This window comes from Phenylobacterium aquaticum, from assembly GCF_947378715.1.
Classification (GTDB): Bacteria; Pseudomonadota; Alphaproteobacteria; order Caulobacterales; family Caulobacteraceae; genus Phenylobacterium; species Phenylobacterium aquaticum_A.
This window is the reverse complement of the sequence record NZ_CANCLE010000038.1, coordinates 1-13,825: the sequence shown is the minus strand read 5'-3', so window position 1 is coordinate 13,825 and position 13,825 is coordinate 1. Positions and strand designations below refer to the sequence as shown.

Genomic DNA, 13,825 nt, shown 5'->3' with positions numbered 1-13,825 from the left:
TCTTCGCAGCGCACAATAACCGGAAGCCGCATGCTGTACCCCCAAAGGTGCGGCGCGGCCAACCGGAAATTTCACGTTTCGTTAACTGCGGGGGAGTCGCAGCACTCAGTGGGTTGCAGGAAGCATGCCTGCCCAGAGATGCGCCAAAGTGGGACCCGAGCAGAGCTTGGCAGTAACCGACCCGGCTTTAGCGCGGGATTTCCGAGATCTTGGTCAGCGCCACTTGCCGATAGACGGATGTGACCTCGAAATACTCGCGGAACACCCCGTGGAAGCGGTCGACCGCCTGTTTCACACCGGGACCGCCGATCTCGCTCTCATGGTGCCAATAGTCGTCCAGCACCATCATGCCGCCGATTTTCAGCATCGCAGCGCAAAACGCCAGGTCGACCCCCACCGCCCAGGCCGTATGCGAGCCGTCCACATAGATCAGGTCGAAGCTGTCGCCGGCCTGCAGCATCTTGGGCAGCTCATAGGTCGAGAAGCCCTTGCGGGTGGCCAGGCCGTCGAAATTGAGCTTGGCGACGTTGCGCCGGAAGCGCGGCTCGACGGCGTGATACTTCTCTTCCGGGTTCAGGGCCTCGTCGAACCAGGGATCGATGACCGTGACATCGAGACGGGCCGGCAGCAGCCAGTCCATCAGGGCCAGGTTCTTGCCCTCATAGGCGCCGATCTCGAGATAGCGGATCTGGCCGCGAGCTTTCGCGAAGTCCCGCAGCAGGGGCGCGACGAAGGGAATATTGTTGTCCGCCCAGTCGGTGGTGAACTCAAAGCCCTTGGCCTGGCAGTGGGCGGCGAAGGCTTCCGCTTCGCCCTGGGCGCGCGGCGTGGCCAGCATGGTCTGGGCGAACTTGGGCGCGAACCGGCCGTTCAGGGTCGCAAGCGCGCGAAGGGCGTCAGCCACGGGCATCTCCTCATTCAACGCGGCAAGCCTTAGCCGGCCCCGGTTAAGGAAGAGTCAGAACGGGCCCGTGACCACCTCGCCGCCCACCACCGCCACCGGCCAGGCGGTGAGGTGATCATCCGCGCAGGGCCCGGCGACGCAGAGGCCGTCGGCGGGGCGGAACATGGCCCCATGGGCCGCGCAGATGATCCGGTCGCCCTCGCGGGTCAGGTAGCGGTCGTCGAGCGCCGAGAGCGGCCAGCCATTGTGCGGGCAGGAATCCACCCAGCCCTTCACCTCATGGCCCTGGCGCACCACGAAGCCGGCGAACATGTAGCGGTCGTGGCGGAAGCGAAATCCCCTGGAGCCAGGGTTCGGCAGCTCGCCGAGCGCGCAGAGCCGCACGCCGGGCGGCGGGCGGGCCGGATTTTCGGGCTCCGGGCTCTTCACCCGAGCTTGCCCAGGGTGACGCGCATGGGATGGATGTCGACGCTCTCGAACAGGCCGGCCTGGCGATAGGGGTCATTGGCGCTGAACGCCTGGGCCTCCTCGATCGCCTCGGCCTCGAAGAGCATCACCGAGCCGGCCATGTCGCCGTTCTCGTCCAGCAGCGGACCGCCCAGTTTCAGCTGGCTGGCGAAGGTCCCGGCATAGGCCAGGTGTCGCTCCCGGGTGGCCATGCGCAGGTCAAGCGACTTGGGCTTGTCCTTGCAGAACAGGATGAAGGTCGGCATGGGCGGCTCCTTGGCTAGCCCCCTCGCCCCGCTGGCGGGGAGAGGGTTGGGGTGAGGGGCGCGCCGCAAGGCGGCGCGACTTTGGACCAGATGAAGCGGCGAGACCCCCTCACCCTACCCTCTCCCCCCGAGGGGGCGAGGGTTTCGACGGCGACATTCACTGCTCACTCTTGAGCGGGCGGGCCAGCAGGCCCTGGATGGCGGCGTCGACTTCGACCTCGCCGGCCAGTATGGCGGCGACCGCCTCGCTGATCGGGGCCTCGACACCAAGCCTGGCGGCCAGGGCGCGGACAGCCGGCGCCGAGGCCACGCCCTCGGCCACCGACAGCTTGCCGGACAGGGCGGCCTCCAGGGTCTCTCCGGCGCCCAGCGCCAGGCCGACGCTCATATTGCGCGACTGCGGACTGGAACAGGTCAGGACGAGATCGCCCAGGCCGCAGAGGCCGGCGACGGTCTCCGCCCGCCCGCCGAGCGCCACAGCCATGCGGGTCATCTCGGCGAAGCCCCGGGTGATCAGGGCGGCGTGGGCGCTGCGGCCCAGGCCCCGGCCCTCGACGATGCCGCAGGCGATGGCCAGCACGTTCTTCACCGCCCCGCCGATCTCGGCGCCCAGCAGGTCGTCGGCGAGATAGGGGCGGAAGGTCGGGGTGGCGAGGGTCTGGGCCAGTCTCTGACCCAGGGCCTCGTCGGCGCAGGCCAGGGTCACGGCGGTGGGCAGGCCGCGCGCCACCTCGCCGGCGAAGCTCGGCCCCGACAGCACGGCGAGCGCCGCCTGGGGCACAGCCTCTGCCGCCACCTCGGTCATCAGCTTCAGCGATCCCTGCTCCACCCCCTTGGCGCAGAGCACCAGGGGCAGGCCCGGGCGCACGAAGGGGGCGAAGTCGGTGAGCACGGCGCGCAGATGCTGGGCCGGCGCCACCACCAGCACCAGGTCGCAGGTCCCCAGGTCATAGAGGTCGCCGCTGGCCCCCACGCTGTCGTCGAGGATCACGCCGGGCAGGAACAGCCTGTTCTCGTGCGCCGCCTGGATGCCGGCCACCACCTCGGCCTCACGGGCCCACAGGGTGACATAGAGCCCGGCCCGGGCGCAGACCTGGGCCAGGGCCGTGCCCCAGGCCCCGCCGCCGATGACGCCTGCGTGGATCATGCCTTGGCGCCCTTGCGGCCGGCGGCGTGGGAGGGATGGGCGGCGGCCGCCGCCGCGTCCAGGGGCCAGCGTGGGCGGGCCGGGGCGTCCAGGCTGTCGGTCAGGCCCAGCGCCAGGCGCTCGGCGCCGGCGAGCGCGATCATCGCGGCGTTGTCGGTGCAATAGGCCAAGGGCGGGGCGTCGAAGGAGAAGCCACGCGCCGTCGCCACCTGGGTCAGGGCGGCGCGGACCGCGCCATTGGCGGCCACCCCGCCGGCCACCACGAAGCGCAGGTCGCGCCCGCCCCGGGCCAGGGCATAGGCGGCCATGGCCCGGTCGGTGCGCTCCGACAGCTGCCGCGCGATGGCGACCTGGACGGCGGCGGCCAGATTGGCGCGCTGGACCTCGGTGGTCACGGTCTCGGCCAGGCGGGCGGCGGCGGTCTTCAGGCCGGAGAAGGAGAAGTCGCAGCCGTCGCGGCCCAGCAGGGCGCGGGGCAGGGTGTAGCCCGCCGGATCTCCGCTTTTCGCCAGCTGCTCCAGGGCCGGGCCGCCGGGATAGGGCAGGCCCAGGCTCTTGGCGATCTTGTCGAAGGCCTCGCCCGCCGCGTCGTCAATGGTCGTGCCCAGCCGCCTGCAGGCGCCGATCCCCTCCACCGCCAGCAGCTGGCAATGGCCGCCAGACACCAGCAGGAGCAGGAAGGGATAGGGAATGTCCGCCGCCAGCCGGGCGGAGACCGCATGGCCCTCCAGGTGATTGACCGCGACCAGCGGCAGGCCGCGCGCCAGGGCCACGGCCTTGCCGAAGGCCAGGCCCACCATCACCCCGCCGACCAGGCCGGGGCCGGCGGTGGCCGCCACCCCGTCGAGATCGTCATAGGTGACGCCGGCCGCCGCCATCGCCTGCACGGTGATGCCGTCGATGGATTCCACATGCGCCCGCGCCGCGATCTCCGGCACCACACCGCCATAGGGGGCGTGGGCGGCGATCTGCGAGCCGACGATCGAGGACAGCACCTCGACCCGGCCATCGGCATGGCGACGCACCACCGAGGCGGCGGTTTCGTCACAGCTGGTCTCCAGGCCCAGGAGGGTGAGGTCGGTCATCCGGTTGCGGCTTCCGGTCCCGTCCTGTAGCAGGCGGGACGTCATTGAACTTCCGCCGAGGTAGCCGTCCCGCCGTGCCCACGCAACCGCTTGTCCGGATCGGGGCCCGAGGGTCCAAGCTGTCGCTCGCCCAGGCGGGCCAGATGCAGCGCCGTATCGCCGCCGCCCTGGGCGCTCCGCCGGAGGACGCCGAGCGCGTCGCGCCGCTGATCATCATCACCACCACCGGCGACCGGGTGCAGGATCGCCGCCTGCTGGAGATCGGCGGCAAGGGCCTGTTCACCAAGGAGATCGAGGAGGCCCTGCTGGAGGGCCGCATCGATTGCGCCATCCATTCGCTGAAGGACATGCCGGCCGAATGCCCCGAGGGGCTGGTCCTGGCCGCCATCCCAGAGCGCGAGGATCCCCGCGACGCCTTCCTCAGCTTCAAGGCTGAGCGGCTGGAGGACCTGCCCCAGGGCGCCGTCCTCGGCACCGCCTCCCTGAGACGCCAGGCCCAGAGCCTGCACCGCCGCCCCGACCTCGACGTCCAGATGCTGCGCGGCAATGTCGACACCCGGTTGGCCAAGCTGCAGGCCGGTGACGCCGACGCCATATTGTTGGCCCTGTCGGGCCTGAAGCGCCTGGGCCTGGGCCATCTGCCCAAGAGCCTGATCGATCCGGTCGTCGCCCCCCCGGCCCCCGGACAGGGCGCCCTGGCGATCCAGACCCGTGCTGGCGACCGCGACCAGGCCTGGCTCAGCGCCCTGCGCCATGAGCCGACGATCATCGCCATCGCCGCCGAGCGCGGCGCGCTATCGGCCCTGGAAGGCTCGTGCAAGACCGCCATCGGCGCCCATGCCCGCCTGGGCGAGACCTCGCTCCACCTGATCGTCGAGGCCCTGTCGCCGGACGGCCGCCACCGGTTCCGCCGCGAGGGTGAGGTGGGCTTCGCCGCCGGCGTCGACCGCGAGGCCGTCGCCCGGGCGCTGGGCCTCGACCTCGGCCGCGCCATCCTGGCGGAGGGCGGCGACCTGATCGCCCTGCCCGATGGCGCCCGGCCAGACTGAGACGGACCAGACTGAGGCGGACCGCCGCCAAGCTTCACCGGTTGATTTGGCCGCTTCCAGGGGCCAGGGTCGCCCCTGCCCATAATGAGTTTCGGACATCACCGTGCCTGGCCGCAAGATCTGGATAACCCGGGCCCAACCCGGGGCCGACGCCACCGCCAGCCGCGTCAAGGCCCTGGGCCATGAGGCCCTGGTCGCGCCCCTGCTGAGCGTCCAGCCGGTGGCCGGCGCCGAGGTCGACCTGACCGATATCGGGGCCCTGGCCTTCACCAGCGCCAATGGGGTGCGGGCCTTCGCCGAACTGTCCCCGGCCCGTGACCTCAAGATCTTCGCCGTGGGCGCGGCCACTGCGGCGGCCGCCAAGGCGGTGGGGTTCCGCAAGGTGCTGTCGGCCGACGGCGATGTCGAAGCCCTGGCCGAGGGCATTGTCGGTCGCCAGAGGGAAATCCACGGGGTGGTGCTGCATCCCGGGGCGGCGGAGCCGGCCGGCGACCTGGTCGGCCTGCTGAAGGACCAGGGCGTCGAGGCCCGCAGCCTGGTGCTTTATGACACCGCCCCGGTGAGCTTCACCGCCGAGCAGCGGGCGGGCCTGGACGGCGTCGAGGTGGCGTTGCTCCATTCGCCCAAGGCGGCCGAGGCCCTGGTCGAGCTCCTGAAGACCCACCCCATGCCCGACCTCAAGGTCCTGGGCCTGTCCCAGGCGGTGATGAGGCCCCTGGCGCGCGCCAAGATCGCTCACAAGGCCTTCGCCCCCTTCCCTCTCGAAGCGGCGCTGCTAAATCTGATAGACCGGACGCCGGACTAGGGCTTCCGCATCCATCCCAGACGCCCGGCCCAGACTTCAAACAAGACGACAAAGACGACCGGCTCGCCAGAAAGATCGGCCCTCATGAGCGCCCAGCCCGATCCCGCCGAACTGCTCGCGCCCCGCGACCCGGCCGAATATGGCCGCCAGCGCCTGATCGGCCGGGGGTTCTGGGCCGGCATCGCCGTCTCCCTGATGGTGGTGGCCGCGCTTTTGGGGCTCTGGCGCTTCGGACCCCGGCTGTTCGTCACCGCGCCCAAGCCGGCCATCGAGGCCCCCGTCGCTGGCGACGAGCCCGCCGCCCTCAGCCAGGCCGCCGGCCCCCTGCCCGTCGAACGCCCGGTTCCCGCCGACGCCGCGCCGTCCTCCGCCGAGGTCGAGCGCCTGGCCCAGCGGCTCGACGCCCTGGAGGCCCAGCAGTCGCGCACCGCCGAACAGGCCGCTGCGGCCCTGGCCGCCTCCGCCCTGCTGGACGCCGCCCAAAGTTCGCGGCCCTTCGCCGATGAGCTGGCGGCCCTGGTCGCCGTCTCACCGCCCACCACCGACTTGCGCGCCCTGCGCCGCCTGGCCCAGGTGGGCGCGCCCAGCCGCGCCGAGCTGGCCGGGGACTTCCCCGACTACGCGGCCCGCGCCGCCTCGGCCTCGCGCGGGCTGGGCGACGGCGGCGGCCTTTGGGCCCGTATCAAGGCGGCCCTGTCCAAGGTGGTGATGCTGCGCCGGGTCGGCGACGTGCCCGGCAAGGGGGTCGACGCCACCCTGGCCAGGGCCGAGCACATGGTTCAGGAGGGCGACATCGACCACGCCCTGCGGATGCTCGACACCCTGCCCCAGGCCGGCCGTGACGCCATGGCCCCCTGGCGCGCCCGGGCCGAGCGCCGCGCAGAGATCGACCGAAGGGTGGCCGCCGTCCGCGCCGACGCTCTCGAGGACCTGGCCCGCATGGCCCGGGGGGGCGCATGATCCGCGCCGCCCTCGCCGTCGTCCTGGTCCTGGCGATCAGCGTCGCCGTCCTGGCCCTGGCCGGAGAGGCGGGCCACGCCAGCATCGTCTGGATGGGTTGGCGCGCCGACCTGACCGCCGCCGCCCTGGCCCTGATCACCCTGATCGGCGCCCTGGCGGCCCTGGTGTTCTGGCGCCTGCTGCTGTGGGTGATCGAGGCCCCGCGTCGGGCCGAGCGGGCCCGGGCCGAGACCCGTCGCCGCCAGGCCGGGGAGGTGCTGACCCGGGGCTTCCTGGCGGTGGCCGCCGGGGACGGGATCGAGGCCCGGCGCCTGGCCGCCAAGGCCGCCGACCTGGCCGAGGACGCCCCGGGCCTGGTCCGGGTGCTGGCCGCCCAGGCCGCCGAGGCCGCCGGTGACACCATCGCCGCCCAGGCCGCCTATTCCGCCATGCTGGGCTTCCCCGAGATGCGGCTGGCCGGACACAAGGGCCTGATGCAATTGGCCCAGGCCCAGGGGGACCGGGCCACCGCCCTGCGCCACGCCGAGCAGGCCTATGGCCAGGCGCGCACCGCCCGCTGGGCCTGGCGCGCCCTCTTGGAGGCCAAGCTGGCCGAGGGCGACTGGGACGCCGCCCGCGACCTGGTCAAGGGCGCACTGGACCGCAAGATCGTCTCGCCCATCGTCGCCGAACGTGGCCGCGCCGCCCTGCTGGCCGCCTCCGCCGCCGGACTGGAGACCGCGCCGGAGGCCAAGGCCCGGGCCCAGGCCGCCGATTTCGCCGCCGAGGCCGCCAAGCTGCAGCCGGGCTTCGCGCCCGGCGTGGTGATGGCCGCCCGGCTGCTGGCCGCCCAGGGCAAGCCGACACGGGGCGCCCAGGCCATCGAGGCGGCCTGGAAGGTCGCCCCGCACCCGGCGCTCTGGCTGGCCTATCGCGACCTGAAGACCAGCGAGACCCCGCCCCAGAGGGCGGAGCGTCTGGGCGACCTGGCCGCCCTCAACCCGACGGCCCGGGAAAGCCGCATCCTGGCGGTGGAAGCCGCCCTGACCGGCGGCGATCCCGTCCGCGCCGCCGAGGCCGCCCGCGCCCTGGAGGCCGAACCGGTCACCGCCCGCATCGCCGGCCTGATGGCCCGGGTCGCCTTTGCCGGCGGCCGCCCCGACGAGGCCCGGGTCTGGATGGCGCGGGGCGTCTCGGCCCCCCGGGAGCCCGACTGGTCCGATCTCGACCCCGAGGGCCGCGCCTTCGCCTATCAGCCCGGCGACTGGGCCCGGCTGGTCACCAGCTTCGCGGAGACCGGCGAGCTGATCCATCCGCGCCATGAGCGCCGCGAACGGGTGATGAGCGAGCTGCCGGAACTGCCGATCTCCTATGCCGATCCGGCCCCGCTGCTGGCCGCCGACGGGGGCGCCCAGGCGCCCTATCCGATCGACGAAGGCCACTACGAAGACGACGAACCGCCACCCCCGCCAAGCCCTCGACCCAGCCAAAGACGCCCCGCGACCCGACGACGCTTGGCGAGCGCGCCGAGAGTCGCTAAATAGGCGCCCTCGCGGGGGGCCACCCCCGTCGGGCCGCCTTAGCTCAGCCGGTAGAGCACCGCATTCGTAATGCGGGGGTCAGGTGTTCGAGTCACCTAGGCGGCACCATTTCTTCCCTTTGATGTGAATGGAATAGCCCACCGGGGTCGTGGCCGCCTGCCCGCCCCGGCTTGGGGTCGCGCGCCCAATCTAGGTTGGCCGGTCATTGCACGCGGCCCTTCAGCCGATAGGCTCGCGCCTCCAACGAGGACAAGGCGGGTTCATGAATATTTTCAAATGCTTGATTCTGTCCGGGACGGTCGCCGTCCTCGGCGCCGCAACCGCCCAGGCCCAGGTCTATCTCTGGAAGGAGATCGGCAGCGGCGCGGGCGGGGTGATCTCCTATGACCCGGCCACCGTCAGCCAGGCCAACGGGATCACGGCCGCGACGATCCAGATCAAGAACAATTCCGGCGTCGGCTTCCAGACCCCGGACGGCAAGACCTTTCAGCCGGCGATCATGGTTGAGCGGATGGGGATCGACTGCGCGACTCACCAGTATTCCGACCTGAAGAACACCGGATATGACGCCAGCGGCGCCCAGCTCTACACCGCCAGCGAGGTCCACGGGATGATCGCCATCGCCAGCGGCTCGCCGGCCGCCGTGCTGCAGGCCACGGTCTGCAGATAGGCGACCGCCGGGGCGTCACCCCCGCGACCCTGGCCCAGGGCTGGATCAGCGTCGGCTGAAGAAGAACTAGGACCCTAGGCGGCTTCCCGCGTCACCCCGAGCACGCTGAGGCGCTCCAGGGCCTCGATCAGCAGGCGCAGGTCGCGGATCAGGGTGTCGTGGCTGTCCGGCCCCAGACCGGCGGCCAGGGCCGGGCGCGACGGGGTCACGCCGCGCACCCGGTCGCCCTCGATCAACCCGGCCCGCACCAGCCGCTCGCATTTGCGCCGCACGGTCTCGCGGGGAAGATTGCAGGATTCCGCCAGCGCCGTGCGTGACACCCAGCGCAGGGGGGTGTCGTCGTCCATGTCCGCCGGGCCGCCATTGGAGGCCAGGGCCGCGACGCACAGGGTCCGGAAGATCAGGGCCGAGGTCGGGCCCAGATTGTGGGTCACGGCCACGGTCTCGGCGCGCCGCAGGCAAAAGCCCTCCACCGCCACGGTGGCGGCCATCAGGGCGCCGGGCGGAGCGCGCTCAAGTTCCACGAGATCAATCTGCATGCCCGTCCCCTCAAGGGGTTGCTGATCCAAAGGGTTGGGAAGGATCACTGCCCCGAATTGGGTGTTGTTGTAGGGCCGGGAGGGCTCAGCCGTCACCGGGGCAGGGTGTAAACAATTGTAAAATCACCACTTGAGGCTGCGGACAGCCTGGCGCCTCCGGTCCCGGCGTTTCGCCTGCCACGCGCGATCTCGACAGCGAAGCTGTCGCCCAATCACCGGGCCTTGGCCTATAGTGCCGCTTTCGATTGAAGGGTTTCCCCGCCCGATGAAGATCGCCGTGCTCGACGATGATCCGGCCCACAACGAGCTGATCGCCGAGGTGCTGTCGCGCGCCGGCCACGACCCCGTGTTGTTCGAGCGCGGTGAAGCGGCCCTGCGCGACCTGCGCCGCCAGACCTTCGACCTGCTGCTGCTGGACTGGAACATGCCGGGCCTCGACGGCATGGCGGTGCTGGCGCAGCTGAAGCTGATCGCCTCTCCGCCGCCGGTGCTGTTGATCACCAGCCGCTCGGAGGAGGCCGATATCGTCCGGGGCCTGGGGGCCGGGGCCGACGACTATGTGGTCAAGCCGATCCAGCCGGCCGTGCTGGAGGCCCGGGTCGCCGCCCTGCTGCGCCGCAGCTTCCCGAACGCCGGGCGCGAAGCCGGGCCGGAACAGTTTGGGCGCTATGAGCACCGTCCGGGCGTCCCGGCGATCTTCCTGGACGGGGTCCCGCGCGAGCTCACCGCCAAGGAGCTGCAGCTGGCCCTGGCCCTGTTCCGCAGCGGGGCCCGGGCCCTGTCGCGGGACTATCTGCTGGAGACCGTCTGGGGGCGAAATCCGGATCTGGAGACCCGCACCCTGGACGCGCACCTCTCGCGGCTGCGCAACAAGCTGGAACTTCGCCCGGAAAATGGCTTTCGGCTCGTGACCATCTATGGTTTCGGCTATCGCCTAGAGCCGAGCCTGGGGCTGGAGGGGGACATCGCATGACGCGCGCGACCGACATCGGTGTGATCCTCGCTCTCGCCGCCGCCCTGGCGGCCCCCGGCCTGACCCACGCCCAGGGCAGGACGCCGCCCGCGCCCGCTGCGACGGCGGCGCCCGCCGACGCGCCGGTCCGCTATCTGGTCAAGCCGGGCGACACCCTGATCGGGCTGTCCAGCCGCTACCTGGTCAAGGTCGGCGACTACCGCACCCTGCAAAGCCTGAACAAGGTGCCCGAGCCCCGCCACCTGCGCCCCGGCTCGACCCTGACCATTCCCTATCCGCTCTTGAAGACCGAGGTGATCGCCGCCCAGCTGGGCGCCTATAGCGGCGCGGTCACCATCACCCGGGCCGGGCGGGCCGTCGCCGCGACCCGCGGCCTGGCCCTGGCCGAGGGCGACCAGATCGCCACCGGCCCCAACGCCTTCGCCACCCTGGACCTGCCCGACGAGTCCCGGGTCAGCCTGCCGTCCAACTCCACATTGAAGATCGCCCGCCTGCGCCAGGTGCTGCTGACCGGCGGCCTGCGCCGCGACTTCGAGCTGACGCTGGGCAAGGGAACCGCCTCGGTCTCGCCCCTGCCGACCCCGGACTCCCAGTTCCTGATCCGCACCCCCCTGTCGGTCGCCGCCGTGCGCGGCACCGAGTACCGCGTCGCTTTCGACCCCGCCCGGGCCAGCGCCGCGGCCGAGGTCATCAAGGGCGTGGTGGGCCTGGCCCCGACCGCTGGCCCGCCGGCCGAGACGCCGGTCCCCGCCGGGTTCGGCGCCCGGGCCAGCGCCGCCGGCGTCGCCCCGCCCAAGCCCCTGCTGCCCGCCCCGACCCTGGTGCGCGGCGGCCGCACGCAGGAAGACCCGCAGGTCGCCTTCGCCGTCGAGCCGGTGGCCGGAGCCGGCGCCTATCACCTGCAACTGGCCAATGACGCCGGCTTCGTCGACGTGTTCACCGAGACCGTGGTTCCCGCCCCCGCCGCCAGCTTCGCCGGCGTGCCGGACGGAACCTTCTTCGTCCGCGCCACGGCCATCGACGCCGACGGCCTGGAGGGCCTGCCCCGCGACTATGGCTTCGAGCGCGATCTCAACACCCTGGACGCCGGGGCGCCGGCCCAGGACAAGACCGGCAAGATCCGCCGCTTCAAGTTCCGCTGGAGCGCGGCGGGGTCCGGCCAAAGGCTCTATGAGCTGCAGCTGTTCCGCGGCGCCGAGACCACGCCCCTGGTCGACGTGCCCGGCCTGACCGAGCCGGAGCTGTCGGTCACCGACCTGCCGCCCGGGGCCTATCACTGGCGCGTCGTGGCGACCCGATTCAAGCCGGGCCAACCGCCCAGTGTGAAGGCCGGCGCGCTGCAGGACCTGCAGATCGGCGAATAGCGCCATGGCGAGGCGACCCGGCGGGGGACCACGGTCGCGGCTGATGCGCGAATGGCTGGTGGTCGCCGCCACGGCCTCGCTGATCGTGGCCGGCTGCGCCCTCACCGGCCTGTTCGCCCGGGCGGACAACCTGGTCTATGACCGGCTGATGGCCCTGGCCCCGCTGAAGCCCGACCCCCGGGTGGTGATCGTGGCCATTGACGACCGCAGCCTGGCGGAGATCGGCCGCTGGCCTTGGGGCCGCGACGCCCATGCCCGCCTGCTGGAGGTGCTGGCCCAGGCCGGCCCCAAGGCGGTGATCTATGACGTGCTGTTCCTGGAGCCCTCGGACCAGGACGCGGCCCTGGCGGCGGCCATGGCCAAGGTTCCCACTGTCCTGCCGGTCCTGACCCAGGCGCCGGGGCCCGATGGCGCGGCCTTCGCCGTGACCCCGCCGACCCCGGCCCTGGCCCGGGCGGCGGCGGGACTGGGCCAGGTCAATGTGCGCTATGACGCCGACGGCCTGCTGCGTCGGGTGCATCTGCGCGACGGGGGGCCGGGCCACTGGATCGACCACCTGGCCCTCAAGGGGTTCCGGCTGATCGATCCGCACGCTCCGTCGCCGCCGGACGCCCTCCTGGTTCCCTTCGCCGGACCGCCCGGATCCTTCCCGACCATCGCCTTCGCCAGCGTCCTGCGCGGCGAGGTCCCGCCCCAGGCCTTCAGGGGCCGCATCGTCCTGGTCGGCGCGACGGCCGCCGGCATGGGCGACCGCTTCCCCACTCCGGTCAGCGGCCATGGCGCCGACCTGTCGGGGGTGGAGTTCCAGGCCAATGTGGTCAGCGCCCTGCTGCAGGGCCGCGAGATCCGCCCGCTCCCGGCCTGGGCCGCCGCCCTGTTCGCGCTCGGCGCCCTCCTGGCCCTGCTGGTCTGCGTGCTGCGACTGGCGCCCCGGGCGGCCATGGCGGCGGGCGGGGTGATCGGCCTGCTGGTGCTGGGCGTCAGCGCCGGACTGCTCATGACCCTGCGCGTCTGGCTGCCGCCGGTCCCGGCCCTGGCGGGGCTGGTCCTGGTCTACCCCCTGTGGGGCTGGCGCAGGCTGGCGGCGGCCAGCGCCTTCCTGGGCGCGGAGATCGATCGCCTGGCCGCAGATCCCGCCATGGGGCCCGCCGCCGCCGATCCGGCCCCCGCCGCCGATCTGGTCGGTCGCCAAGCCTGGCTGCTGGAACAGGCCATCGACCGGATGAGCGCCCTGCGCCGCTTCGCCGCCGACGCCCTCACCGCCCTGCCCGACGCCACCCTGGTGCTGGACGCCCATGACCGGGTGGAGATGGCCAATGCCGCGGCCCGGACCCTGTTCGCGGCGGCGGGTCCTCTGGAGGGCCGGTCCTGGCCGGACCTGGCCGACACCCTGCCGCTCGCCGACCTCGAGCCCATTCCTCAGGCCCTGGCCTCGGACGGTCGCGAGCTGCGGCTCTCCGACGGCCGAACCCTGCAGGTGGGGATCGCCCTGCGTCAGGCCGCCCCGGGCGAGGCGGCCGGCCGCATCCTGCGCTTCGCCGATGTCACCGCCCTGGAATCCGCCCACCGCCAGCGCGAGCAGGCCCTGCAGCTCCTGACCCACGACATGCGCTCGCCGCAGAGCTCGATCCTGGCCCTGCTCGACAATCCGCGTCAGGCCGGCGGGCCCGAGGCCCTGTCGGCGCGCATCGCCGGCTATGCCCGGCGCACCCTGGCCCTGGCCGACGGCTTCGTGCAGCTGGCCCGGGCGGAATCCTCCGCCCTGCGGCCCGCGGAGTTCGATCTGGCCGACCTGCTGATCCAGGCCGTCGACGACCTGTGGCCGCAGTGGCGGGCCAAGGGCTTGAGCGTCGAGACCAAGGCGCCGGAGAGCGTGATCGTGCTGGGCGACGCGGCCCTGACCGCGCGGGCGGTGGGCAATCTGCTCGGCAACGCCGTCAAGTTCAGTCCCCAGGGCGGGCGGATCACCTGCACCCTGGCCCGCGGCCGCGGCGCGCGCGCGGGCTTCTGGGTCCTGAAGATCGCCGACGAGGGCCCCGGCCTGAGCGCAGAGGACAAGGCTTCGCTGTTCGAGCCCTTCAAACGCTTCGGGGACG

Annotated in this window: 14 protein-coding genes and 1 tRNA gene; 9 read left to right on the top strand and 6 right to left on the bottom strand. The window is 72.4% G+C overall.

The genetic code is table 11. From position 1 onward, the window contains the following. Positions 1–187 precede the first annotated feature (187 nt). From Q7P21_RS07225 to tsaD, 5 genes are all read right to left on the bottom strand, one after another. Positions 188–904 carry a class I SAM-dependent methyltransferase gene (locus Q7P21_RS07225; protein WP_304163885.1) on the bottom strand — a complete coding sequence of 239 codons (717 nt, stop codon included), beginning with the start codon at positions 902–904 and terminating at the stop codon, positions 188–190. A gap of 54 nt (positions 905–958) precedes the next feature. After that, entirely contained in the window at positions 959–1,333 is a 375-nt protein-coding gene (locus Q7P21_RS07220) for a Rieske (2Fe-2S) protein (protein WP_304176434.1), read from the bottom strand. Continuing rightward, entirely contained in the window at positions 1,330–1,617 is a 288-nt protein-coding gene (locus tag Q7P21_RS07215) for a YciI family protein (RefSeq protein ID WP_304163887.1), read from the bottom strand. Before Q7P21_RS07215 ends, Q7P21_RS07220 begins: the two co-directional genes overlap by 4 nt. Before the next feature lie 157 nt (positions 1,618–1,774). Continuing rightward, positions 1,775–2,764 (bottom strand): NAD(P)H-dependent glycerol-3-phosphate dehydrogenase, encoded by a 990-nt coding sequence (locus tag Q7P21_RS07210; RefSeq protein WP_304163888.1) that lies wholly within the window; start codon positions 2,762–2,764, stop codon positions 1,775–1,777. Beyond that, positions 2,761–3,894: a tRNA (adenosine(37)-N6)-threonylcarbamoyltransferase complex transferase subunit TsaD gene (gene tsaD / locus Q7P21_RS07205; RefSeq protein ID WP_304176432.1), complete on the bottom strand. Its 1,134-nt coding sequence runs from the start codon at positions 3,892–3,894 to the stop codon at positions 2,761–2,763. The genes Q7P21_RS07210 and tsaD overlap by 4 nt, the downstream gene beginning before the upstream one ends. A 29-nt stretch (positions 3,895–3,923) precedes the next feature. Between tsaD and hemC the strand changes: the two genes are divergently transcribed. The 6 genes from hemC to Q7P21_RS07175 all read left to right on the top strand — a co-directional run bounded on the left by hemC (position 3,924) and on the right by Q7P21_RS07175 (position 8,853). Next, the gene (hemC, locus tag Q7P21_RS07200) at positions 3,924–4,898 is read left to right on the top strand and encodes a hydroxymethylbilane synthase (RefSeq protein WP_304176430.1); all 975 of its coding nucleotides are present in this window, start codon (positions 3,924–3,926) and stop codon (positions 4,896–4,898) included. A gap of 103 nt (positions 4,899–5,001) precedes the next feature. Continuing rightward, positions 5,002–5,703, top strand: coding sequence for a uroporphyrinogen-III synthase (locus tag Q7P21_RS07195; protein WP_304163893.1), 702 nt, complete (start codon positions 5,002–5,004; stop codon positions 5,701–5,703). Positions 5,704–5,787: 84 nt separating this feature from the next. Continuing rightward, entirely contained in the window at positions 5,788–6,663 is an 876-nt protein-coding gene (locus Q7P21_RS07190; protein WP_304163895.1) for a COG4223 family protein, read from the top strand. Continuing rightward, a complete protein-coding gene (locus Q7P21_RS07185) occupies positions 6,660–8,186 on the top strand; it encodes a heme biosynthesis protein HemY (protein WP_304163896.1) in 1,527 nt (508 codons plus the stop codon). Before Q7P21_RS07190 ends, Q7P21_RS07185 begins: the two co-directional genes overlap by 4 nt. Before the next feature lie 29 nt (positions 8,187–8,215). Then, positions 8,216–8,291, top strand: a tRNA-Thr gene (locus Q7P21_RS07180). Between the two features lie 154 nt (positions 8,292–8,445). Next, positions 8,446–8,853 carry a surface-adhesin E family protein gene (locus tag Q7P21_RS07175; RefSeq protein ID WP_304176428.1) on the top strand — a complete coding sequence of 136 codons (408 nt, stop codon included), beginning with the start codon at positions 8,446–8,448 and terminating at the stop codon, positions 8,851–8,853. Between the two features lie 74 nt (positions 8,854–8,927). Here Q7P21_RS07175 and Q7P21_RS07170 read toward each other — a convergent pair whose 3' ends face one another. Next, positions 8,928–9,392, bottom strand: a complete 465-nt coding sequence (locus Q7P21_RS07170) for a hypothetical protein (protein ID WP_304163900.1) — start codon at positions 9,390–9,392, stop codon at positions 8,928–8,930. 265 nt (positions 9,393–9,657) lie between these two features. Between Q7P21_RS07170 and Q7P21_RS07165 the strand changes: the two genes are divergently transcribed. The 3 genes from Q7P21_RS07165 to Q7P21_RS07155 form a co-directional block, all read left to right on the top strand. Beyond that, the gene (locus Q7P21_RS07165) at positions 9,658–10,365 is read left to right on the top strand and encodes a response regulator transcription factor (RefSeq protein WP_304163902.1); all 708 of its coding nucleotides are present in this window, start codon (positions 9,658–9,660) and stop codon (positions 10,363–10,365) included. Further along, complete coding sequence (locus Q7P21_RS07160) at positions 10,362–11,729, top strand: FecR domain-containing protein (protein ID WP_304176426.1); 1,368 nt, start codon at positions 10,362–10,364, stop codon at positions 11,727–11,729. The genes Q7P21_RS07165 and Q7P21_RS07160 overlap by 4 nt, the downstream gene beginning before the upstream one ends. A 4-nt stretch (positions 11,730–11,733) precedes the next feature. Then, a partial coding sequence (locus tag Q7P21_RS07155) for a CHASE2 domain-containing protein (RefSeq protein WP_304176424.1) occupies positions 11,734–13,825 on the top strand: 2,092 nt, incomplete at its 3' end.